The 22,491-nt window shown below is 45.1% G+C and carries 22 protein-coding genes and 1 pseudogene; 13 read left to right on the top strand and 10 right to left on the bottom strand.

The window, feature by feature from the left end; translation table 11 throughout:
* From KFE26_RS16935 to KFE26_RS16910, 6 genes and pseudogenes are all read right to left on the bottom strand, one after another.
* Positions 1–549, bottom strand: a complete 549-nt coding sequence (locus KFE26_RS16935; protein ID WP_212601116.1) for a nuclear transport factor 2 family protein — start codon at positions 547–549, stop codon at positions 1–3.
* Between the two features lie 24 nt (positions 550–573).
* A complete protein-coding gene (locus KFE26_RS16930; RefSeq protein ID WP_028761268.1) occupies positions 574–1,398 on the bottom strand; it encodes a zinc-dependent peptidase in 825 nt (274 codons plus the stop codon).
* 109 nt (positions 1,399–1,507) lie between these two features.
* Positions 1,508–3,247, bottom strand: a complete 1,740-nt coding sequence (locus KFE26_RS16925; RefSeq protein ID WP_212601121.1) for a GGDEF domain-containing protein — start codon at positions 3,245–3,247, stop codon at positions 1,508–1,510.
* Positions 3,234–4,638, bottom strand: a pseudogene (locus KFE26_RS16920) (ABC transporter substrate-binding protein). The gene KFE26_RS16925 and the pseudogene KFE26_RS16920 overlap by 14 nt, the downstream one beginning before the upstream one ends.
* A 249-nt stretch (positions 4,639–4,887) precedes the next feature.
* Positions 4,888–5,334, bottom strand: coding sequence for a CopG family transcriptional regulator (locus KFE26_RS16915; RefSeq protein ID WP_212601115.1), 447 nt, complete (start codon positions 5,332–5,334; stop codon positions 4,888–4,890).
* Positions 5,294–6,100: an AAA family ATPase gene (locus KFE26_RS16910; RefSeq protein ID WP_113939432.1), complete on the bottom strand. Its 807-nt coding sequence runs from the start codon at positions 6,098–6,100 to the stop codon at positions 5,294–5,296. The genes KFE26_RS16915 and KFE26_RS16910 overlap by 41 nt, the downstream gene beginning before the upstream one ends.
* 526 nt (positions 6,101–6,626) lie before the next feature.
* Between KFE26_RS16910 and KFE26_RS16905 the strand changes: the two genes are divergently transcribed.
* From KFE26_RS16905 to KFE26_RS16885, 5 genes are all read left to right on the top strand, one after another.
* Entirely contained in the window at positions 6,627–7,097 is a 471-nt protein-coding gene (locus tag KFE26_RS16905) for a GNAT family N-acetyltransferase (protein WP_105251887.1), read from the top strand.
* A gap of 151 nt (positions 7,098–7,248) precedes the next feature.
* Entirely contained in the window at positions 7,249–7,458 is a 210-nt protein-coding gene (locus KFE26_RS16900; RefSeq protein ID WP_006082494.1) for a DUF3820 family protein, read from the top strand.
* A 125-nt stretch (positions 7,459–7,583) separates the two neighbouring features.
* Positions 7,584–7,886: a hypothetical protein gene (locus KFE26_RS16895; protein ID WP_006082493.1), complete on the top strand. Its 303-nt coding sequence runs from the start codon at positions 7,584–7,586 to the stop codon at positions 7,884–7,886.
* Between the two features lie 186 nt (positions 7,887–8,072).
* Positions 8,073–8,594 (top strand): GNAT family N-acetyltransferase, encoded by a 522-nt coding sequence (locus KFE26_RS16890; RefSeq protein ID WP_212601114.1) that lies wholly within the window; start codon positions 8,073–8,075, stop codon positions 8,592–8,594.
* A gap of 166 nt (positions 8,595–8,760) precedes the next feature.
* A complete protein-coding gene (locus tag KFE26_RS16885) occupies positions 8,761–9,285 on the top strand; it encodes a GNAT family N-acetyltransferase (protein ID WP_212601113.1) in 525 nt (174 codons plus the stop codon).
* 244 nt (positions 9,286–9,529) lie between these two features.
* Here KFE26_RS16885 and KFE26_RS16880 read toward each other — a convergent pair whose 3' ends face one another.
* Both KFE26_RS16880 and KFE26_RS16875 read right to left on the bottom strand, forming a co-directional pair.
* Positions 9,530–10,240 carry a pirin family protein gene (locus KFE26_RS16880; protein WP_212601112.1) on the bottom strand — a complete coding sequence of 237 codons (711 nt, stop codon included), beginning with the start codon at positions 10,238–10,240 and terminating at the stop codon, positions 9,530–9,532.
* Positions 10,241–10,253: 13 nt separating this feature from the next.
* Complete coding sequence (locus KFE26_RS16875; protein ID WP_212601111.1) at positions 10,254–10,697, bottom strand: DoxX family protein; 444 nt, start codon at positions 10,695–10,697, stop codon at positions 10,254–10,256.
* A 183-nt stretch (positions 10,698–10,880) separates the two neighbouring features.
* Between KFE26_RS16875 and KFE26_RS16870 the strand changes: the two genes are divergently transcribed.
* A complete protein-coding gene (locus KFE26_RS16870; protein WP_212601110.1) occupies positions 10,881–11,774 on the top strand; it encodes a LysR substrate-binding domain-containing protein in 894 nt (297 codons plus the stop codon).
* 84 nt (positions 11,775–11,858) lie between these two features.
* Here KFE26_RS16870 and KFE26_RS16865 read toward each other — a convergent pair whose 3' ends face one another.
* Together KFE26_RS16865 and KFE26_RS16860 are read right to left on the bottom strand one after the other, a co-directional pair.
* On the bottom strand, positions 11,859–13,604 hold the full coding sequence (locus KFE26_RS16865) for a bifunctional UDP-sugar hydrolase/5'-nucleotidase (RefSeq protein WP_212601109.1): 1,746 nt from the start codon (positions 13,602–13,604) through the stop codon (positions 11,859–11,861).
* A gap of 144 nt (positions 13,605–13,748) precedes the next feature.
* A complete protein-coding gene (locus KFE26_RS16860) occupies positions 13,749–14,840 on the bottom strand; it encodes a CNNM domain-containing protein (RefSeq protein ID WP_028761257.1) in 1,092 nt (363 codons plus the stop codon).
* 151 nt (positions 14,841–14,991) lie between these two features.
* Here KFE26_RS16860 and KFE26_RS16855 point away from each other — a divergent pair, with 151 nt between their 5' ends.
* The 7 genes from KFE26_RS16855 (at position 14,992) to bamB (ending at position 22,420) form a co-directional block, all read left to right on the top strand.
* Positions 14,992–16,113, top strand: a complete 1,122-nt coding sequence (locus KFE26_RS16855) for a bifunctional tRNA (adenosine(37)-C2)-methyltransferase TrmG/ribosomal RNA large subunit methyltransferase RlmN (RefSeq protein ID WP_028761256.1) — start codon at positions 14,992–14,994, stop codon at positions 16,111–16,113.
* Positions 16,114–16,145: 32 nt separating this feature from the next.
* Complete coding sequence (gene pilW / locus KFE26_RS16850; RefSeq protein ID WP_028761255.1) at positions 16,146–16,934, top strand: type IV pilus biogenesis/stability protein PilW; 789 nt, start codon at positions 16,146–16,148, stop codon at positions 16,932–16,934.
* On the top strand, positions 16,931–18,001 hold the full coding sequence (locus KFE26_RS16845) for a RodZ domain-containing protein (protein ID WP_212601108.1): 1,071 nt from the start codon (positions 16,931–16,933) through the stop codon (positions 17,999–18,001). The genes pilW and KFE26_RS16845 overlap by 4 nt, the downstream gene beginning before the upstream one ends.
* Before the next feature lie 48 nt (positions 18,002–18,049).
* The gene (gene ispG / locus KFE26_RS16840; protein WP_105251894.1) at positions 18,050–19,165 is read left to right on the top strand and encodes a flavodoxin-dependent (E)-4-hydroxy-3-methylbut-2-enyl-diphosphate synthase; all 1,116 of its coding nucleotides are present in this window, start codon (positions 18,050–18,052) and stop codon (positions 19,163–19,165) included.
* 144 nt (positions 19,166–19,309) lie between these two features.
* A complete protein-coding gene (hisS, locus tag KFE26_RS16835; protein WP_028761252.1) occupies positions 19,310–20,587 on the top strand; it encodes a histidine--tRNA ligase in 1,278 nt (425 codons plus the stop codon).
* A 13-nt stretch (positions 20,588–20,600) separates the two neighbouring features.
* Complete coding sequence (locus tag KFE26_RS16830) at positions 20,601–21,221, top strand: tetratricopeptide repeat protein (RefSeq protein WP_212601107.1); 621 nt, start codon at positions 20,601–20,603, stop codon at positions 21,219–21,221.
* A gap of 11 nt (positions 21,222–21,232) precedes the next feature.
* The gene (bamB, locus tag KFE26_RS16825; RefSeq protein ID WP_028761250.1) at positions 21,233–22,420 is read left to right on the top strand and encodes an outer membrane protein assembly factor BamB; all 1,188 of its coding nucleotides are present in this window, start codon (positions 21,233–21,235) and stop codon (positions 22,418–22,420) included.
* The last annotated feature ends 71 nt before the right edge of the window (positions 22,421–22,491 follow it).

The following is a 22,491-nucleotide window of genomic DNA, read 5'->3' as shown; positions in this document are numbered from 1 at the left end:
CTATTGTTTGTTTGCGGCTTTAATATCGGCAGTTATTTGCTTAGCTACCTCATTAGGAATGGGGAAGCTTAAATGGTATTGCGCTATTTCCCAGTTGCCATTGGTTTTGATTAAAGTGCCAGTTCCTCGACTGACACCATAGGCTGGACTATTTAATAACTCGTCAAACAATATGACATTACCGTGTTGGATTAAATGACGCTCAGTTAAATCATAGCGCCAACCTTTTGTGGGGCGGGAGTAACGTTCAAATTCCGCCATTCCCCAGCGCTCACTCGCATCCGTGCCAATAAAAATGCCGTCTTTTCGGTACAGGGCAAAGTATTTATCCCAATTGGCATCGCTTGAATATTGGTTGAGTAAATCTAAAACGTGAGCCACCGCTTGTTGATCAGGATTCGAAGTCGTTTGAGTGCTTTGTGTTGGCGAGTCCTGTGCCTGTACGCTTATATTAAGGCCGCCAAGCATTAACGCGCTGAGCAGTAACCCCAAGGTAGCGCGATTAATATTGGAACCTTTAACTGAGAATGCATGAGTGTCTTTGAGCATTTTGCGTGCCTCTACTTTTATGGGTTAATGCCAGTTTATCGGATCGAGTTGATAAAAGCGGCTCAGTTCTCTATACAAGTCTGGGTGTTGTTGGTAAAAATCCTCTGGTTTCTCAAAAAAGACTTCGGTGATGACGGCAAAAAACTCAGCGGGATTAGTCGCACCATAATAATTAAATAATGAGGGGGTGCCAAAATTTGCACTGTGTTGTAATTGGGTAAATTCCCTACTTAGCACTTCAGACCAAGTGCTGTAGTCGGCAAAATGCTGCAGAATGGGTGCGCCATTGGCTTGGCCATCTTCTTGATCGAGCTGATGGGCAAACTCATGGATTACGACATTATTACCATCATGGGGATCGGCGGCGCCGTCTAGAGTATTTCTCCATGAGAGCACAACTTTACCGTATTCCCATGATTCCCCAGCCAGCACATTGCGTTGTTCCCACACGATACCGCTAGTGTCTTTATGTTGATTATTGACGATAAAGGCATCGGGATAGACCAAAATCTGTTTCAGTTTGGGGTAAAAGTCGGTTTTACGATTGAGTAGCAGTAGACAGGCTTGGGCCGCGATTGTGACTCTTACTTCATCCGTGATCTCAAAATTATCGCAGCCGATAAAGACTTTTTCATCGATGAAAATTTGGATATGCCGTTTGAGTTGCAGTTGTAGATCTGCGGGTAGAGCATGGAAGTAAGGCAGTCTTTTTTTGAGAATGCTGCGCCATTCTTTTGGAAAAGGTTTCATCGTGACTCGTCGACGATGTAAGGTCTTGCGCCAACGACTCGACAGTAGCCAGGTAATTGCGCCAATTCCTAGGATAAGCGTGATAACAATAGCGAGCATACTTCCCTGACTTTATCCTGATTAACTTAGTATTAGCTAATGGGGGTGAAGTCAGCGTAACTCAATCCTCTGGTGAAAAAAGAAACTGAACAGTCGCCGCATTTTATGGTTAGGAATAGCGAACTGGTTGGTTTAGTCGTGTCTCTGTACGATTACGACCTGTTAGTTTGGCGTGATAGAGAGCCTCATCAGCTTGATTAATTAAGCTATTCGTATCCATAGGTTGTGATCGCTCCCAGCAAGTAATACCAGCGCTGATGGTCAGTATGCCGTCATGGGGGGAGTCTTCATGTGGTATTTTTAAACTGATGATTTTATTGCGCAATACTTCAGCAAAATGATATGCCTCCTCGAGATTGCTCGATGGTAGTACTATCATGAACTCCTCTCCGCCATAGCGGGCAAGCATGTAAGTGGGTTGTTTCAAGATCGATTTGGTGGCATTAACGATTTTCTTAAGACATTGATCGCCTGCGACATGACCATACCTATCGTTAAATTGTTTAAAATTATCAATATCAAACAGAATTATACCTAGGGGCATGTTGTGGTCCCTTGCATACTCTAATTCTTTTTGGAGTTGTAAATCTAAATAGCGGCGATTATAGCAGCCAGTTAATCCGTCGGTTTCGGCCATGCCTTTAACCTGAGCTGCATAGCTTTTTAATGTCTCTAAGGAGCTGACCATTTGCTGGAGCTCTAAGTTATCAGTGACAGGCATTCTGGCGTCGAGTTTTTCATTGGCAATGGCATTCATTGCATCTCGAGTCGCCATGACCGGCTTGATGATTCCCTTAGTGATAAAGTGCCAACTGGTGAGCCAGATGAAGAAGCAATATAAGATGCCACTGCAGAAAATCAATACGATAAATGCGGTGCTATCGTTTTTAAGTTCGCGGCCTGTTTGCTGAATTTCATTTTCAACTTGGTTAACGAGATCCTGCGTATAGGTCGCAACGATTTGTGCGGCATCTGCTTGGTATTCTAAATGTGCATTGGCGATATGAGTGCTTCTAATCGCTTTGCGAGAAAGTTCAAAGAGGTTGTCTTCACCGACCATGGTCTGTTTTATTTGTGATAACAAATTAAAATATAAGTTTTTATCGCCACCGATACTATCAAGCATAGCCTCCATGCTTAACAGCAGCCGCATAGCATCTCTTTGGGTTTGGTTTAGTTCAACCAGATTGTCGATGATATTCACTTGAGTTAACTGGGTAAATAAGTGTTCTCCTAGATGACTAAATAAAGATAGCTGATAATTGGTATGGATATTTAAAGTAATCTGGTCAACGTTTTTCAGCTTAAGCTGGCGTTCAGAGTCCGTATTGATACGCTGAAATTGGGTTTGCATTTCATCGCTAAATCCCGATGCCATTGACGTTAAGTTGGCTTGAATATTGGCTGCCTGTGAATTGGCTTGTAAGGCAGTATCGGTTAACGTGTTGAGTAATGGCAGTTGTTGTAAGTAATACAGTTGAGTATCTAAGGCGTAATTTAATTCTTGCTTATTGACAGTAGAAGTTTCTATTGAGGCCAGTAGTCGTGAGTCATTGATGAGTAATTCCCATTGTGCAGAAAGTTCGCCTAACAGGCTAGTTCTTTGTTTTTCATCATAATAATTATTCAAACGTGCAGTAATGATTTGTAGTTTTTCACTGTTTTTTGCCAGTTGCAGCGCAGTGGTGACTTTTACCACATCTACCCCGACTAAGTGCTCAATTTCTGATTTGAGTTGCTGTGACAGTAGTATGGCGACAACACCATTTAATAGCGCCATGCCCACTATGATATAGAAGGCTGAGGTTATTTTTTGTTTCAAACTTTTCAGTGGTTTAGTGCTTGGCATTATTTTCTTTGTCAATAGCAGGTACCTCTCCATAGGTATTTTGGAGGTGTTTTATCTCTGCACTTAATTTAATGAAAATATCTTCACTGTTAGCGGGTCTGCGGCTTGCGCTAAAACAGGCGTGGCTGAGTTCAGGGTAAATTTGTCCCATGGCAGTACTGGTGAAATGCCCAAAGGATAAGACCTTAGTAGACCAAAACATATTGGCTATGTGGCTTGCCTCAAATGCGCCTGCTATGCCTCTTAAAGATTCATCTTTAAATTCTGGGGCTGTTACTACATCCATACGACAAGGATTACCCCCCCCCCATAGCATAGGCATGTTGTGCCTCATAGGTGCCCATATATTTGAGCAGCCAATAGGCTGCTTGAGGGTTTTTGCTGTCGTAGCTAACGGCAAAGGCATAAGCGCCATTGTAGGGATAACCGCCCGGCACTTGGCTTACGGCTAGACGCGCGCCGAGAATGTTCTGTTCAACTTTAAAGGATTTATACCACAGATTATTGTAGGCAAAAGGCCACATTGCCGCTTGACCTGTCGCAATAGCATTAGCTGCTTCATTGAAAGCAAACTGCTCGTTAGCGGGAACGGCATAGGGCATTAATTCGCGATATTGCTTGGCCGCTTCAATGGCTTCATGGTTGATGGTGGGCACTTCAAAATGGGAGATCTGTTTCTGGCTGTTATAGACGGGCTGCATCCAAGTGCCGCCTAAGCTCCAAATCATGCTAGAGAATTCATCGTTAATATGGGGCTTATCACCCGACATTAGCGCTAGACCGTAAAAGTTATGAGTCAGTATTTTATCCGCCAATATAGTGCCTGCTTTACGAGTGAAGAACTGAGCTTGATCTCGTAACTCTGTTAAGGTTTTTGCTGGTGCGAGTGGATAGCCAAACTGACGCAGAAACTGAGCTTTTTCAGTTTTATTATCAAAGAGATCTGCTCGATAATGATTCCCCATAACATAATTGTTATAGGGAATAGCATGGATTTCACCTTGATAGGACAAGATGTTAAGTAGCGATGGGTAATAGGGTTCTAGGTATTTCTCCATGGCCTTTTCGCCATCGGGATCGTACAGTTTAGCGAGTTCAATTAAGGGCACTGTATAACCATTGGCAGCCCATTCTTTAGCCCAGCCCGCTTCCATTGTGAGTAAATCGTATTTGCCTGAACCTTGAAGTAAATTCTGGGTCTGTAAGTTAAACATATCCTCTAATTCAGTACTGACCACCTGCACTTTTACGCCGGTTTTAGCGGTGAATTTAGGTAACATTTCTTGGGTTAAATAGTCGGTCCAAAATCCTTTTTCAGCGACCAAAGTAATGGGGGTTTTGTTTGTTAGCGGCGGGATTTGTGCCAATGAAAATTCTGCGTAACAGGGCATCATTATCGCTGCGGTTAAACAAAGAAAAATAAATCTGATCTGGTTTAACAAAAATAACACCTTAATGTTACGTTTTGACTCTGAGTTAATATCATTAATTCAGCATTATGTATATTTAAGGATAGGTGGGATCAGAACTTATGCCGCGATTTTATGATGATTTTTATTGTGTTTTTTACTTTTTGAGCAAAAAGTCGGTAACTCGATCTTAGCTAAGTTACCGGAAAAGGGTGGGAGTAGTGCGAATCGTTAACGGTTTTGGCGTTGTTGTTCTCGTAATTGCCTCAAAGCAATAGGTAGATCGAAGTGTTGTTCAATCAAGAGTCGGAGCAGCTTTGATTTGGATATACTGCTTTCTTCTGCCAGTGTAGCAAGATGGGTTATAGCCGCTTCACTGAGGGAAAATGTTGCTTTGCGATAGTGTGTTTTAGTTTCTACTTTTGCCGGGAATAATACGTTTGTTTCTAGGCTTTGTTTGTGCAAGCTCAACACATTGGAATGGCTCCGCGCCATGTCAGTTATATCTGTGGTTTTTGTGACAGTTGCATCTGCTTTATGATCTAGATTACTTTTTATCTTATTCAGACTTTGTCCCATTGCGTACAAGTTTGCCGCTTCAATAAACTCATCTAACGAAAGCGAGTGCTGTAAGCTGCTAGATGACATAGCGTTTTTCTTGAGATCGCTGAGTCCCATTTTGCCCCCTTTGTTGAGTAGTCGTGTGAGTGGATTGAGTTTGATGGGTCAAATGATGATGCATTTGACTCACCCCCTGGGCGTGTATCGCGGGATGTAGGAGATTGGCTAAGCTGGTAGCACAATCGACTTGGAATAGTTCGCAGGCGATAGTTCGAATTTCTTCGGCTGCTTTTCCTATGGGCTCGATTTCAATTACCGATAATCCTGATTCTTCACTGTCATCATAAACATTGCGGCAATATGTTATCGCGTCAAGGACATGGATATCATAGGTTTTACAGACTTCTTTGGCCTCCAAAATTCGGTTAGCTTGATTGGGTAGACTTGGACATTGGGTGATCACAAAAGAAGCCCGTAACTTGGGATTAATCATCTTACACGTCGCGACGATATCGTCCATGTGACACACAGTTTTTAAATCACGGCGCTTAGGTCTTAAGGGCATTAAAATGTAAGCGGCGACTGACATGGTTGCTCGTAGCGCTAGGTTATCTTGACCACCGCAGTCGACGAGAACGACATCATAGTGTTGCTCAAGACTGAGTAAGTCATTACGGATCTTACCGTAAAGCTGCACGCAATTGATGCTGGCCAGTTGCGGATTGTTGTTTCTTGCATGGATCCAGTCAGAGGTAGTGCGCTGGGGATCGCAGTCCACCATAATGACCGAGGCGTTACATTCTGTGGTTAGAAATACCGCTATATTTTGGGCCAAGCAACTTTTACCGCTGCCGCCTTTTTCTCCACCGATTAAGACTATCATGACGCATTCCTTAATTCTTTTGATGACCCTTGTGCAGCGAGTTGATGTGTTTGGAGCTATCCGCATTGATGTCCGAAATCGAATGTAAGCCTAATGTTAATCTCGGTCAATTGGCTGATTTTTGACGTTTTTTAATTAAATTGTCGTAGGCGTTTTTCTGTCAGTATCTGGTCATATGCCGTTAATTTGACAAAAAAGATGAAACGAGGGATTTATGAAATTTTTTTGTTATCTTATTGGTTTTACATTGTTTTATCTGTTATCCGTCAGCTAAAAGGTTTGTTTGTGGTGATCGGTAACTGTGCATAGGACTTAGGGTGTAGTTTTTTATTTCTTCCTCGGTACAAATGTTAATTTTATATTTCTAAATGTTATTAACTGATCTGAGTAAATTATCAGCTTCTCAGTCGAAAGTGGTCTTGTTTGGTGAGGCACTTGTCATCAAACTGCCAAATGCTGGCTTTATCATCTCTATAGACTGACGTCTAAATCGCTTGAAATTTCAACCATGGAGAAGGGATGCCAAATGGATATCAAAACTATTATGCCTATTAAGTTTGAACTCGTTGAAACTGCACCGTTATTTCATGAACTACTTAATCTGCGGGCCACAGTTGGCCTCCCTTCTATTGGCGTTGAACTTGCGGATGTACAGGCATTGTTCTGGGTCTCTATTCGATTAAGTGACAAGACTGAATTGGAGCATGCCGGCGCTGGGGCCGCTAAGTCTAATCTATTGGCAACGGCGTGTGTTTATGGCAACAAGCCCGGGCATTTGATGATTGAAGATTTTATTGTCTTACCCGAATACCAATCCTACGGGCTAGCAAAGATAATACTTGAGCGGGTGATGGCTTTTGTTGATGACCATGCGAGTGCGGGAACTTGTGTCAGTATGACCGCCCATGGTGAGCATGAACGCTTATGTAGTGAATATGGTTTTCAGTATGCTCCCTGCGCTAACTTAGGGCCTAATCTGTTAAAAATTATCGCTTAATATTCGTGTGAGAATGCCTTTTGGATGTTAGCTAGCGCGTATTTAAGCCCTTGGGTATATAGTTACTTTTACGTAGTTAACGGCGACATTCGTTCGCTTATGTTGTAGCATCCGTAGGATTATCGTGACGTTCTGTATGAGATAACAACCTATGGATCAGCAACTCCTTATTGATGCTGTTAATCAAAAAATGCCCTTTGGTAAGTACGCTGGACGTAAGTTGCTCGAACTACCCGAACCTTATTTGGTGTGGTTCCATAAGCAAGGTTTTCCTCAGGGGAAACTTGGTGAGCAATTAGCGCTAATGTACGAAATCAAACTTAATGGCTTAGAAGGCATGCTAAAACCGCTGTTGAAATGAGTTCCCTTCTTTTAAGAAAAATACTGCTTTTGCGATAAGTGTTGTATTTCGTGATAGAGATTAGCGATTTATTGTTTTTAGCGTGCTTTAATGCAGCATATTAGCAAAACAAAAGGAACGCAGGCATGATGGCAAAATGGGTAAAATTAGCGGCAGTAGCGACTTTAGCGTTAGGCATGTCAAGTGCTTGGGCTCAGGGTGTCACCCACGAAGGTACTGTTGTTGATACGATGAACGGTGGTGGTTACACCTACGTACAGATTAAAGAAGCTGATACCACTTTTTGGGCCGCGGGTCCTCAAACTGAAGTGAGCAAAGGCGATAAAGTGGCTGTGGTTGAGCAAATGTGGATGAACGAATTCACCAGCAAAACCTTGAACCGCACCTTTGATAAACTGTTATTTGTTGGCCAAATCGATAAGAAATAGTCAGCAGTATCGAGTGCGCTAACCTGAGCGCCTCTGTAATTCAACGGCTTCGATACTTTCGAGGCCGTTTTTGTTTTTAGCGTTCAATGCCGCTAAATCTGAGTTTGTGACTATCTCGATGGGGACAAAGGCGGCAAAATAGCGGCTATTTTTCTAGCCGTTATTACTCAGCAGGGGATCACTCAAGTGATAGCGTTTGAACAGTTCGAGATCCAGCCTTATCAGTCATGTTATGCACGTGAAGTGAGTGAGTTATTTCACCTTTGCGTGCACAGCATTACCCATGTTCGTTATGCGCAGGCGCAGCTTATGGCTTGGTCTGCGGCGCCAAGATCGGCTAAACATTGGGATTTACGGTTACGTCGCTCGAAGGCGTGGGTGGTTTTAGCCATAGATGAAGCGACTGCTTCTTCAGTTTGTTGCGGTTTTATCAATGTCGAAACCCATTTCCCCCGTCAAGGTTACTTAGATAGCTTATATATACATCCAGATTATCAAGGTAAGGGATTAGGTGAGCGCGCTTATCTTGTTTTAGAAGCTTGGGCTAAGGCACAAGGCTATGTGCGCTTGAGCTTGGACGCATCTTATCTCTCTAAAGGGTTGTTTACTCGGATGGGATTTATTCAAATACAGCGCAGTTATCAGCAAAAACTTGGGCAAGTGATCCCAGGTTTCTATATGGAAAAGAATATAGGAAAGAATATTTAACGTGCGTTTACTATGGTTTCAGCTAGAAAGTGATGTAAGGTATTCCACAGTAAAACATTAGCTTAACGCCGTTTAGTGACACTATTTAACTAAATCAGCACTGTTTAGCTTAAATTAGAATTCGGTTAATCTAAGTCAATTAATGATTCAAGATGGAGGGCTGAGAATGAAGATTCGACTATTTACGCCATCGGATGTCTCGCAGCTGGCGGCAATCTTTGAGGCGAGTGTAATGCAAGGTTCTGGTGAGTTTTACTCCTTCGCCGAGCGCTCAGCATGGGCTTATATCGAAGGTGAGACCCGCAGCGAGAGTTATTGGCTTGAACGCTTACAGGGAACCACTATTTGGGTTGCCGAAACCGATAATATGCTGGTGGGTTTTATCAATCTTAAGATAGGCACCGACAGCGATGTTGAAGCCGCTGCTGAAGTGGAATGTTTGTTTGTTCATCCAGAATATGCCCGTTCTGGGGTGGCTACCTCTTTGTATTTTGCGTTGTTTGAAGAAGTTAAAATCTTAGCGCTGAAACGATTAACGGTTGAAGCATCCTATCTCGCGCGGCCTTTTTTTGAGAAACAGGGATTTCGCAGTATTCGTCGTAATGAACATAAGCGTTTTTTGAATGCGACGGATAAAGCACAGGGCCAAGCTCAAGTGTTGGTTAACTTCAGCATGACGCTCGCCCTCTAACTCAGCTTATCAAGGTGCTGATCTGGTTAGCTAAACGAGGCCGTTAGCACGGCTTTATCACATCGCCATAGAAGCGCCAATAAACAACACTGCCAAAGATGACTTGTGGCAGTGCTTCTCGGTGAGTGCTTATCAAGCTGGCATCTAATCACTTATTCAATCGTTTGCTTGGTAGTTTGCTAATAACTAATAATTAATAAATAGTGAAGCTGAATTACTGAATCGCTTTGTTAAATCATTTGTATTACGCGTTAGGCGACAAGTCGAACACTAATGCGGTAACTGGGCCGCTTGTCGCAGTAAAGTCGACACTCGCGAGTTGTGTCAGATGTGCGCCGTCCCCAGCCGTGAGTGTTGTGCCATTGATATCCAACGTACCTTCAATCAATTGAACATACAGATGACGATTTGCTTGAGCGGCGTTTCTACTCATCGTTACTTTTTCGCCTTCACTCAACACTAAACGATATAGGGTCGCATCTTGTTGCACTTTGAGCGTGCCATTTTCACCGTTTGGTGTCACCACGGCCGTCAGTGGTGAGCTTTGCTCGAATGCCTTTTGCTGATAACCCGCATCTTTGCCTAAAGTATCTGGGCGGATCCAAATCTGTAAAAAGTGCAGCGGCTCGGTTTTAGAGGCATTAAACTCGCTGTGGTAAATGCCTTTACCTGCGGACATCAGTTGAAACTCTCCTGCGGGTAAGGTTTTGATATTGCCGAAGCTATCCTTGTGAGCGATAGTGCCGGATATCACGTAACTGATGATCTCCATGTCTTTATGACCATGGGTATCAAAACCTGCGCCGGGTGCCACTCTGTCATCGTTGATGACTCTTAGGGATGATATCCCCATGTGCTCTGGGTCATAGTAGCTAGAGAAAGAGAAGGTATGTTGACTCTTTAGCCAGCCTAAGTCTGCTTGACCGCGATCCTGTGCTTTTCTTAATGTGATCATCTTGCTTCCCCCTTTATTTGATGCGGTTAGCGAATAGGTTATCTACAGCGAATTTGCCAGCACCTGACACCGTCAATGAGACTGTGGCTGCTAATAGGGCGAGACCAAATTCGTAACCGTTATTGGCAAGGAACAGACCGTTGCCTATATGTACCGAGAAAATCGCCACAACCATAGTGAATGACAAGACGAGGGCCGTTGGGCGAGTCAGCAGGCCGAGCAACAGGAACACGCCGCCGAAGAATTCACTTGAACCTGCCGTCAATGCCATTAAGTAACCTGGTGTCAAACCAATGGATGCCATCCATTGTCCGGTGCCTTCTAAGCCGTAACCGCCAAACCAGCCAAACAGTTTTTGTGAACCATGGGCGATTAAGATGATCCCGATAGGAATGCGCAGTGCCAGTGGGGCAAAACTCGGGGCTGATTTGAGTGTTTTTGTGATCAGTGCTTTCATGGGATATTCCTCATTTCAAATTATTTAACGAATAGTTAAGTGTATTGTTCACTCAGTCTTAAGTCAGTTTGGCTGCAGTTCCGCAGAACCTCTCCATTGCTAAGCAGTGTAGACTTGACCTTTGGCAAAGAAAATCGGAACATTTTCAATGTCTACTTCAAATAATTTGAACATGAGGTTTTTATGTTGCCATCTATTAGTCTCGATGGATTAATCGTGCTCGATGCTATTGATAAAAAAGGCAGTTTTTCTGCTGCTGCCGAGTCTTTGTTTCGGGTGCCGTCGGCACTGACCTACACAGTGCAGAAACTAGAAAGCGACTTAGGTACAAAATTATTTGAACGTAAGGGCCAGCGCACCGAGCTGACCTTAGTCGGTCAACTTGTGCTGCGCCAAGGCAGAGAAATCCTTGCGGCAACATCAAGGCTCGAAGAGGCGGTGCGTCAACTCGAGACAGGCTGGGAGTCTTCATTGACCTTAGCCATAGATACAGTGGTGCCGGATTTACCCCTGCTGCAGTTGATTGGTGAGTTTACTGAGCTGGGTAAGCAAGTGACTGTGAATATCAGCGAAGAGTCCTTAGGTGGCGGCTGGGATGCGCTCTATTCTGGTCGTGCCGATATCGCCATCGGCGTAACAGGGGAGTTGCCCAAAGGCCAATATCATGTGGTTGAAATTGGGGAGTTGGAGTTTGTATTTGCTTTAAATCCCGCACACCCATTGGCGCAACATGCTGGCCCAATTCCGACCGAGGCATTGTTGCAATTTCCTTCTATTGTGGTGGCAGATAGTTCGACCGCCTTAGCACAGCGATCAAGTGGTTTATTTGATAGTCGCCAAGTGATCCGTGTGCCGAATATGCAGACCAAAATTAAGGCGCAGCAATTGGGATTAGGTGTGGGTTACATTCCAAAGCACTTGATCTTAGATGCGTTGGCGGCGGGAAGCCTAGTGGCTTGTCATGTGGAAATGCCGCGCCCAACGCAAGCTGTGTTTATGGCATGGCGTAAATATGCTGAAGGCAAGGCGCAGGATTGGTTTACTGCGCGTTTACCGCAATGTGATTGGCAATTTTAAGCTCAGGTTTGTTTAGCGCTTTGTAAGCAGCCACTCACTTTGTTCCTCACAGCATTAGTGCTTACGCCATGAGGATCATAGCGCCTAACCTATACGTTGGCTGTGGCTGGTGTAATGCACATGCTGTGACAATAAATCAGACAAATTCGGTGAGCGATTCAAGAATCGAATAAAGGCCTGTGGCAAAGTCAGTGACTCCATCGACTCCTGCCAGCGGGCTTGCAGCAATGGAGAATAACCTTCTTTACCAGCGGCGGTATAAGATGTTGAAACTCCTACGTAAAGTGACTCAGGTTCAACGGGATACCATAGTGATTGGCTGTCTTGCTGCATCATCTCTAGTCTGAATAAACGCTCACCCAGTGGGCGTCGCCCATCGTAGTAATACCGTAGGCCGTAAGTGTAGGGGAAGCTGCCTGCACCTGTGCCACGGACACTGTTGTTGGTTGCCGCGTTAATCGCCGATTCGAGCGCTTGATAGAGGAATTGACCTTGAATTTCATACTTAACTAATGGTAATTCGAAGGGGAGTAATTGCCCCATCACATCGGCTAGTGTCAATTGTCCTTGGGCCACCGATTGGCGCACACCGCCAGCATTATGCAGAGCAAAGTTCACCCTAGGGTCGACAAGCTTAGCTTCTTGGAACATGCTGCGACTCACCCAAGGTGCTATTTCACTGCCGTGGGGCAGGGCTTTAGAGGGTAAGCGGGTATGGACTAAGTTTTTTGGCACCAGTGCTAACACTTTGTTTTCCATCTCTGCGATAGCGGGTTTATAGATATCTCGGATCACGCCATCGATATCGGCATCGGCATCATCCCAAAAGATATTTGGATGCTGATTAAGCTGCTGGCGCACAGCTTGGTAATCTTGGTTATCGACGGCCGTGTTAGCACTTAAGATAAAGTGTTGATCCAGCATGAAATAGTTGCCGCCCTTTAAATTCAGCACTTTCCCATCAGCGTCAAATACTACCTCGGCTAAGCCGACGACTTCGGCATACTTACCCGCATGCACTATGGGCGTGTTATTGATGACTTCACCGTAGGGCAGGTTGCTCAAACCTAAGGCGCGAAAATCCCCCTGTAGCGTATGCGTGTGACCGCCGACGATAAGGCTAATACCATCGACTTCGGCCGCGAGGCGTTTATCCTGATCTAAGCCTAAGTGACTGAGCACGATAATATGCTTAATACCTTGATTTTTAAGGTGCTCAACCGTGCGCGCAGTAGTGGCGATAGCATCGACAAAATGGGTGTCGGGATCGGGACGAGCGATCTCTTTCATCTGATCTAAGGTAATACCGACAATGGCTAAGGTCTTATCGTGGAAGGGCTTAAGCAGGTATTTCGCGTGTTTTTGCTCATGATCATAATCCAAGATATTAGGCAAACCTCGCAGACAACCGGGTTTGTTGAGATCTTCTTGGCTTAAATCCATATTGCCCGCAAGCAATGGGAAATCAATTTGCTTGGCAAACTCGGCAAGTCTGGCGTTCCCTTCATCGATATCGTGGTTGCCAATGACCATAGCATCAGGAGCTAACAGATTGAGTAAGTGGGCGTTGGCCTTACCTTTAAAATGGCTGAAATATAGCGTGCCCTGGAAGCTGTCACCACCATGCAGGAAAATAAAAGGCGTATTGGTTTGTGCAGCGGTGTGACGCGCTTTTGTGATGTGATGGCCGATGCGGGCATAACCACCACTATGGCTGGTCACATCTAGCTTATGTTGGCCTATGTTAAGGCTAAATTGGACGCGGCAGGGTTCAAAATTCGAATGGGTGTCATTAATGTGCGCGAGTGAGAGTGTGTAGCTCTGTGTCATAACTTACCTCTATTACGGCGGGTGAGTATATACCCAAGCAACCTGAAAATGCGAGTTTCAGAGGGTTCTGAGTTATCTGCATTCTAAAAGAATAAAGGGAGCTAGGCTCCCTTTATATTAACAAGCACTAAACTTGGTTAGCCTTCAGCCGGATTTGGCTTCGTCATCATCGGATGCGGCTTCAAAATCACCGTCATCGGATAGGCGAATGCCTTTTTGCTTCATGCGCTTAGTCCAAAGTTTACGTGCCAATTGCTGCATATCGGTCGCGGGGTCGTTTAGATCGACAATCTCTAATCCTAACATAGATTCGATTATATCTTCTTGAGTTACGATACCTTGGCTACTGCCGTACTCGTCGACCACCATCGCAATTTGGGTGTTACGTTTAATCATACGCTCAAAAAGTGGCAGTATTTTTGCGGTTTCAGGCACCACAAATAAACTTCGTTTAAGTTCACCAATCGGTGCTTCTGGCGTGTAACGCTCTGCTAGCAATACATCGGTGCGGGTAATGTAACCAATCACATCATCATGATCTTGGTCGTAAACTGGAATTCGGGTAAAAGGCTTGTCGCGGTATTGGCGCACAAACTCATTTTGGGTGAGATCTATGGGTAAAGAAAACATCACAGTGCGCGGCGTCATGATCGCCGTGACTGGCATATCTCGCACCTTCAGCATTTGCGTCAAAATTTTTGACTCTTGCTCATCAAGCTCGCCGGATTCATGGCCAATTTTGGCCATAGCACTCATCTCTTGGCGTATGTAGTGGCCTTCATCACCTTTGCCCATTAGGCGAGTGACTTGCTGTGACATCCAGATCAGCGGTTTAGTGGTACGCTTCATCCACAGCACGGCAACAGAAACACTTGGTGCGAGGCGACGCCAATGGTTTGCACCCAATGATTTAGGAATGATTTCTGAGAAAAACAGGATAATAAAGGTTAATACGCCCGAGAAAACACCTAACATATCGTCACCAAATACTTTAGCCGCTTGCGCACCTGCAACGGCGGCACCGACGGTATGAGCGATAGTATTTAGGGTAAGGATTGACACCAAAGGGGCTTCGACATTCTCTTTCAATCTACGCAAGCGCGCGGCTGCGGCACTGTCAGTTTGTTCGAGTGATGCGATATAACTTGGGGTAACCGATAACAGAACAGCTTCGAACACACTGCACAGAAAAGAAACAGCAACAGCGACAAGCACTATAATGATGAGGGTTAACATATAGGTGGAATTACAACTCCGTATTTTAGGCCAATATTAGCCCGTGGAGATTCTATCATAGGTGAATTGAGTTACTGGCTAAAATTTATTTGCGTCTGTATAATTCGCCGCCCTGTTGCAGGATCCGGTTTTTGGTGTTGAGGTTAGCTATATGAGTGAAAAGAAGATCAATTTATTAGACCTTGATCGTAAGGCGATGCGCGCATTATTTGCGGAAATGGGTGAAAAACCCTTTCGTGCCGATCAGCTCATGAAATGGCTATATCATTTTGGTGTCAGTGACTTCGAAGAGATGACCAACATCAACAAAGTGTTACGTCAAAAGTTGGCGGCCCGCTGCGAGATCGTTGCACCAGAAATTTCGAGTTTCCAAAAATCGACCGATGGTACGATAAAATTTGCAATTAATGTTGGCCAAGGCCAAGAAGTGGAAACGGTTTATATTCCTGAGGATGATCGTGCGACCTTGTGTGTATCTTCACAGGTTGGCTGTGCGCTGGAATGTACTTTCTGCTCGACGGGTCAGCAAGGTTTTAACCGTAACTTAACGGTTTCTGAAATCGTCGGCCAAATCTGGCGCGTGTCGCACTTTTTAGGATTTGCAAAAGACACGGGCGAGCGTCCGATCACTAACGTCGTGATGATGGGCATGGGTGAGCCATTACTCAATTTAGCCAATGTGATCCCTGCGATGGACATCATGCTCGATGATTTTGGTTTTAGTTTATCAAAGCGCCGCGTGACTTTATCAACATCAGGCGTAGTGCCAGCGTTAGATAAACTGGGCGATGCCATCGATGTGGCACTTGCTGTCAGTATTCATGCACCCAATGATGAGTTGCGTGACATTCTGGTCCCGATCAATAAAAAGTATCCGCTGGATGAGTTTTTAGCGGGTATTCGTCGCTATATTGCTAAATCAAATGCTAACCGCGGCCGCGTGACAGTTGAATATGTGATGCTAGATCATATCAACGACAGCACAGATCAAGCCCATGAGTTAGCTAAGTTAATGAAAGATACACCTTGTAAGGTGAATCTGATCCCATTTAATCCGTATCCTGGCTCGCCTTATGGCCGCTCATCTAATTCACGTATCGACCGTTTTTCTAAGGTTCTTATGGAATACGGTTTTACTGTCATTGTACGTAAAACCCGTGGTGATGACATTGATGCCGCTTGCGGTCAGTTAGCTGGTGATATTCGCGACAGAACGAAACGTTTAGCGAAAAAACGCATGCAAGAAAACCAGATTTCAGTCACAATGAATTAACTCTTTGTTTGCACAGATTTATAGGCTTGCCCATGAAGCATGGATTGCCAAGGTTTTCGTTGATTTTAAGCCTGTCATTATTGATGACAGGCTGCGTCACTGAGCGTACTTATACTGGGACAGATATTCCTGTTTCGGAACGAAAGTTAGACAAAGTCGCCGCCGCAAGAGAGCGGATGCAGCTCGGTTTAACCTATTTAAATCGAGGTAGCACGGAACAAGCCAAATACAATCTTGATAAAGCATTAGAATATGCTCCAGAGCTCGAAGATGTGCATACCGCTCTGGCTTATTACTATCAAACCGTGGGCGATTTAGTGCGTACCGAAGAGTCGTACATGAATGCCATTAGTACTAAGGACGCCTCTGGCGATTCCATGAATAATTTCGGGGTGTTTTTGTGCCAACAAAAGCAATACAACAAAGCTGAAAAAATGTTTTTGGCCGCAATTGAAATGCCCAAATATACGCGCACTGCCTCAAGCTATGAGAACTTAGGTCTTTGTAGTCGCGAAGCAGGACAAGCAGAAAAGGCACGACAGTATTTTCAGATGGCGTTAAAGTATGACCCGAGACGCTCGGTGTCATTACTGGAGTTGGCAGAGTTAGAAGTCGATCAAGGTGATTTTATTCAGGCGCGAAACCAATTAGCGCGCTATCACCAAGTGGCTGAGCAAACTCCAGAAAGTTTAGCGCTCGGGATCAAAATAGAGCAGGCAGTGAATGATGATGCCGCTGTGAAGAGATTTGGTATTTTATTGCTTGCCAAATTCCCAGCATCACCTCAGGCCAAGCAATACAGAGTTAATTTGCATCAATGAAAGATCATGAAACCAATGCGCCAGTTGAGTCGGTAGCACCGCAATCAGTCGCGCTAGATGTCACGCTTGGTACTTTATTAAAAGCCGCCCGCGAAAAAATGGGCATTAGTATTCAAGATGCCGCTGTAAAGCTGCATCTACGTCCTCGTATTATTGAAGATATTGAAGCTGACAATTTTACGAATATAGCCTCATCGACTTATGTACGTGGCTATGTGAAAAACTACGCGCGTATGGTCAGTGCCGATGCGGCTTTGATTGAAGCTTGTCTTGTGCAGCAAGTGCCAGTTGTGACTGAGCCTGCAATGCAAAGTTTTTCACGCAAAACCACATATCAAGCTCGCGATACACGTTTAACTTGGCTGAGTATTTTTATCGTCATAGTGTTACTCGGTTCGTTAGTCGTCTGGTGGATGCAAAAAACGACCTTGCTAAGCACTATTGATGTGTCGCAACCCACTGCTGAAGAGGTCGCAGCAGCGAATCAGACGCTGCCAGGTGATGTGTTATTGACCGAAACGGATGCCAGTCCTCGTTTGACTGAGATTGCCGCAAACGGCTCAATGTCTATCGATGGTCCAATTAAAGATACTGATGCAAGCACTATTGATGTCAGCACAGGACCAACGGACAATAATTATCCTCAGACCGTTGATACGAGTAATGAAGATGGTGGTTCAGCAATCGCAGCCACTACGACAACGCCATCGGTTCCGCAAGCTACAGCTCCTGTAGTCCAACAGCCTGTTAGTGCAACGCCTTCACCGACCACAACATTAACGACCACTGCCACTGCAGCAAGTACTTTGGTTGCTGTTGCAGGACAATCGATTATAGATGTCCAGTTGACGGGTGATTGCTGGATAAACATTGTTGATGCTAAAGGTAAAGCGTTAGTCGATGGTGTTAAAGGCGCTGGCGCAACAGTGCAAGTGAGCGGTGTACCGCCGTTTAAAGTTATTTTAGGTGCGCCCCATGTAGCGACTTTAAGCTTAGATGGACAAATTGTTAGCCTAGCGGATTTCCCCAAGGGACGAGTCGCGCGTTTAACCTTGCCTAAAGCCTAACGACCGCGTAATGATCTGCAGCACGTACCGAAATAGAGCGTATTAAGCATGTATAATGAAACTCCCATAAAAAGACGTCCTTCCACTCGCATTTATGTGGGTAATGTACCGATTGGTGATGGGGCGCCGATTGCTGTTCAGTCAATGACCAATACTAAGACCACAGATGTTGAAGCGACAATTGCTCAAATTCGTGCCTTAGAGAAAGTCGGTGCCGATATAGTGCGTATCTCTGTACCCACTATGGATGCGGCTGAAGCCTTTAAACTCATTAAGCAAGCGGTCAATGTTCCTTTAGTGGCCGACATTCATTTTGATTATCGCATTGCTTTAAAAGTTGCCGAGTACGGTGTCGATTGTCTTCGAATCAATCCGGGTAATATAGGCAATGAAGAGCGTATTCGTAGCGTGGTGGAATGTGCCCGTGACCATAATATTCCCATCCGTATTGGTGTGAATGGTGGGTCATTAGAAAAAGATCTAATGGACAAGTACAAAGAACCCACACCTGAAGCCTTACTCGAATCAGCTATGCGCCATGTGGATATTCTGGACAGATTGAACTTTGATCAGTTCAAGGTCAGCGTTAAAGCCTCCGATGTATTTTTAGCGGTCGAATCCTACCGTTTATTAGCAAAACAAATTCGCCAACCCCTGCATTTAGGCATTACCGAAGCTGGTGGCGCGCGCGCGGGTTCAGTGAAATCGGCCGTAGGCTTAGGCATGTTATTGGCTGAAGGCATAGGTGATACCCTACGTATTTCCTTGGCCGCTGATCCGGTCGAAGAAATCAAAGTCGGTTTTGACATTTTAAAGTCGCTGCGTATTCGTAGCCGTGGCATTAATTTCATTGCCTGTCCATCTTGTTCTCGTCAAGAGTTCGATGTGATCAGTACAGTCAATGAGTTAGAGCGTCGCCTCGAAGACGTGACTACCGCCATGGATGTGTCTATTATCGGCTGCGTAGTTAACGGCCCAGGTGAAGCCTTAGTGTCGCACATCGGTTTAACGGGTGGGCACAATAAGAGCGGTTACTATGATGAGGGTGAACGTCAAAAAGAACGTTTTGACAACGACAACATTGTCGATTCCCTCGAAGCGAAAATTCGCGCAAAAGCCAGTCAAATGGCGAACCGTATTCAAATCAAAGACACAACTGAGTAATATGTACCCGCATTTGGGCATAGATTACGCCTAATGATGTTGAGCTAGGCCCCGAAACCGACGGGGTCGTTTTACGTTTTACGCTCAAAAGCCTATAATGCGTGACATTTTTATTAATTTAGCGAAATCGGACGAGTCGATACAGTGGCAAAACAGATCCAAGCGATTCGCGGAATGAATGACATTCTGCCAACTCAAAGTCCTCTATGGCAAAAAGTGGAAGCGGTACTACGTTCGAGCGTCAGTGCTTACGGTTACAGCGAAATCCGCACTCCAATAGTGGAAAATACCGATCTTTTTAAACGCTCTATCGGTGAAGTAACTGATATTGTTGAAAAAGAAATGTATACCTTCGCAGATAATAACGGTGATAGCTTAACGCTGCGCCCAGAAGGTACCGCGTCGACAGTGCGTGCAGGTAACGAAAACGGTCTGCTATATAACCAAGAGCAACGTCTTTGGTATATGGGTCCTATGTTCCGCCACGAACGCCCACAAAAAGGCCGTTATCGTCAGTTTAACCAATTTGGCGTTGAAGTGTATGGCATTGGCTCGGCTGATATTGATGCTGAAGTCCTAATGCTATCGGCACGTCTGTGGGAAAAACTCGGTATTAGCGAGCACGTCTCGTTAGAGCTAAATACCTTAGGTGATCCTGCTGAGCGCGCTGTTTATCGTGATGCCTTAATAGCGTTTTTAGAGCTGCATAAAGATGCGCTCGATGAAGACAGTAAGCGTCGCATGTACAGCAATCCGCTGCGAGTATTGGATTCAAAAGATCAAAATGTCCAAGCCATATTGGTTGATGCACCAGAGTTAATGGATTTTCTCGGTGAAGAATCGAAGACACATTTTTCACAATTACGTGAACTACTTGACGCAGTGGGTATCAAATACACCATTAATCCGCGTCTAGTACGTGGTTTAGATTACTATAATCGTACTGTATTTGAATGGGTTACATCTAGTTTAGGCTCACAAGGTACTGTACTTGCGGGTGGTCGCTACGATGGTTTAGTCGCCCAGTTAGGTGGTAAAGATACTCCAGCGGTCGGTTTTGCTATGGGCTTAGAGCGCATTGTCTTGCTGCTTGAAACCTTAGAGCTGACCAAAGATATTCCGCCAGAAGTGGATGTGTATGTCACGGCCATGGGTGATAGCTGTCTGGTTGAAGCCATCAAGGTCGCGCAGGAATTACGTAACGCACTGCCAAACCTTAAAGTGATGAGTCACTGTGGCGGCGGTAACGTGAAGAAACAAATGAAGCGTGCCGACAAAAGCGGTGCGAGTGTGGCACTACTAATAGGTGAAGATGAACTTGCCGAAGGTATGGTTACGGTTAAACATTTACGCAATGACATCGAACAACAACGGGTAGCTCGAAGTGCCTTAGGCGCATTTTTGGCTGAACTGATCAAATAAAGGGGACGTGCGCGTGGAAATTTATAGCACAGAAGAACAACAAGTTGATGCTATCAAGCAGTTCTGGAAAGATTACGGAAATTCAATTTTAATCGGTGCCGTAGTGGGTTTAGGCGGCTTATATGCGTGGAATTATTATTCTGACGTTAAAGTGGCGCAAGCGGAAGAAGCTTCAAAAGCGTTCCAAAATTTGACCACTAAATCTGCCGATGAAGCCGCAATGCTTGCGGGTGTCGCCGAGTTTTCTAAAAATCACGATCAAAAGGGCTATCAAGCCTTGTTAGAACTGATTGTGGCCAAAACTGCGGTAGAAGCGAAGGATTATCCAAAAGCGATTGATGCTTTGAACAAGGTGATTGCGGCTAAACCCGGTGCTGGTTTAGATGTGATTGCGACTTTGCGTTTAGCACGAGTACAAGCAGAGCAAGGTCAAATTGATGCAGCTCTAGCGACCTTAGATCAAGTAACAGATAAAGCTTTCTTTGCTCAGCGCGATGAGTTGAAAGGTGATTTATTAGTTCGTCAAGGTGAAGTTGAGAAGGCAAAAACAGCTTATCAAGCTGCCATGGACAATGGTGGTGTGGTGACAAGCCCTGCGCTTAAAATCAAACTTGATAGCCTAAATCAGGCATAAGGGATCCCTTGATGAAGTCTTGGTGCAAAAACCTGCTAGCCGCTGGATTAAGTCTGGCCATGTTATCCGCCTGTTCGTCGAGCGATGTCGAAGAAGAACCGGTAAGTGAGTTAACTGCCATTCAGGCGACAGTGTTTCCTGAAGTGAGTTGGAGCACCTCTGTCGGCAATGGTGTTGGTGATTATTATTCTCGCCTCGCCCCCGCCGTTAGTTATGGAAAAATTTTTGCCGCCGACCGTTATGGTGAAGTGGTTGCCTTCGATGAGGCCACTGGCGAGCGCGTTTGGACTAAAGATTTCAGCGAAGAGTTTCGTGATAACGCTTTAGCTAAAAATAAAGGTGCGCGTATTGCTGCTGGTGTGACTGCTGCGCGTAATAAAGTCTTTTTAGGTGGTGAAAGTGGGCTGCTTGCTGCACTGAACGCTGAAGATGGTCAAGTGTTATGGCATGTCGTTGCGGGCGGTGAATTACTGTCTGCTCCCACTGTGGCCGATGACGTCGTGGTGGTCAGTACCAGCTCTGGTTCACTCGAAGCGTTTAACGTTGATACTGGCGCTAAGCTGTGGGTGTATGAAATGCAATTGCCGAATCTGACCCTGCGCGGTACAGGTTCTGCAGCTTACGAAGCGGGTGGTTTCTTCATAGGTACCGCCGATGGCAAAGTGGCTGTTGTGATTAAAAACAATGGTCAAGCTGCGTGGGAACAGGCGATTTACAATCCAACGGGCGGTAACGAGTTTACGCGTATGGCCGACGTGGATATGACCCCCTTGATCCTTGGCGACAATTTATATGCGGTGAGCTACAACGGTAACTTAGTGTCGATGGAACTGCGCACGGGTCGAGTTGTGTGGACACGTAAGTATTCTAGCTTTAACGAGTTAGCATCAGCGGGCCTAAGCTTGTACTTAGTTGACGATCACAGCCGTATCTACTCAGTTGATAAACGTAACGGTTTGGAACTGTGGAGTAATTCTGAGTTAGCTAACCGCACTCTGACATCTCCTGCTGTGTATAAAGACTATTTAGTTGTGGGTGATTTCGAAGGTTATTTACACTTCATCGATCGCAGTACAGGGACGATTGTGGGTCGTGTCCAAGTGGACAGCTCAGGATTATACAGCCAGCCGTTAGTGGTGGATGATAAAATCTATGTTCAAGGTCGCAGCGGAAAGTTGGCTGTTGTAACACTTCCATAGTTAAAAGTGTTATCCTTGCTGAGCCCCTGGAAGTGTGTTCCGGGGGCTTTTTATTGAAAAGTTTTTTAGAG

Source organism: Shewanella sp. M16 (assembly GCF_018224605.1).
Taxonomy (GTDB): domain Bacteria; phylum Pseudomonadota; class Gammaproteobacteria; order Enterobacterales; family Shewanellaceae; genus Shewanella; species Shewanella oncorhynchi.
This window is presented reverse-complemented; position numbering and strand designations above follow the sequence as displayed.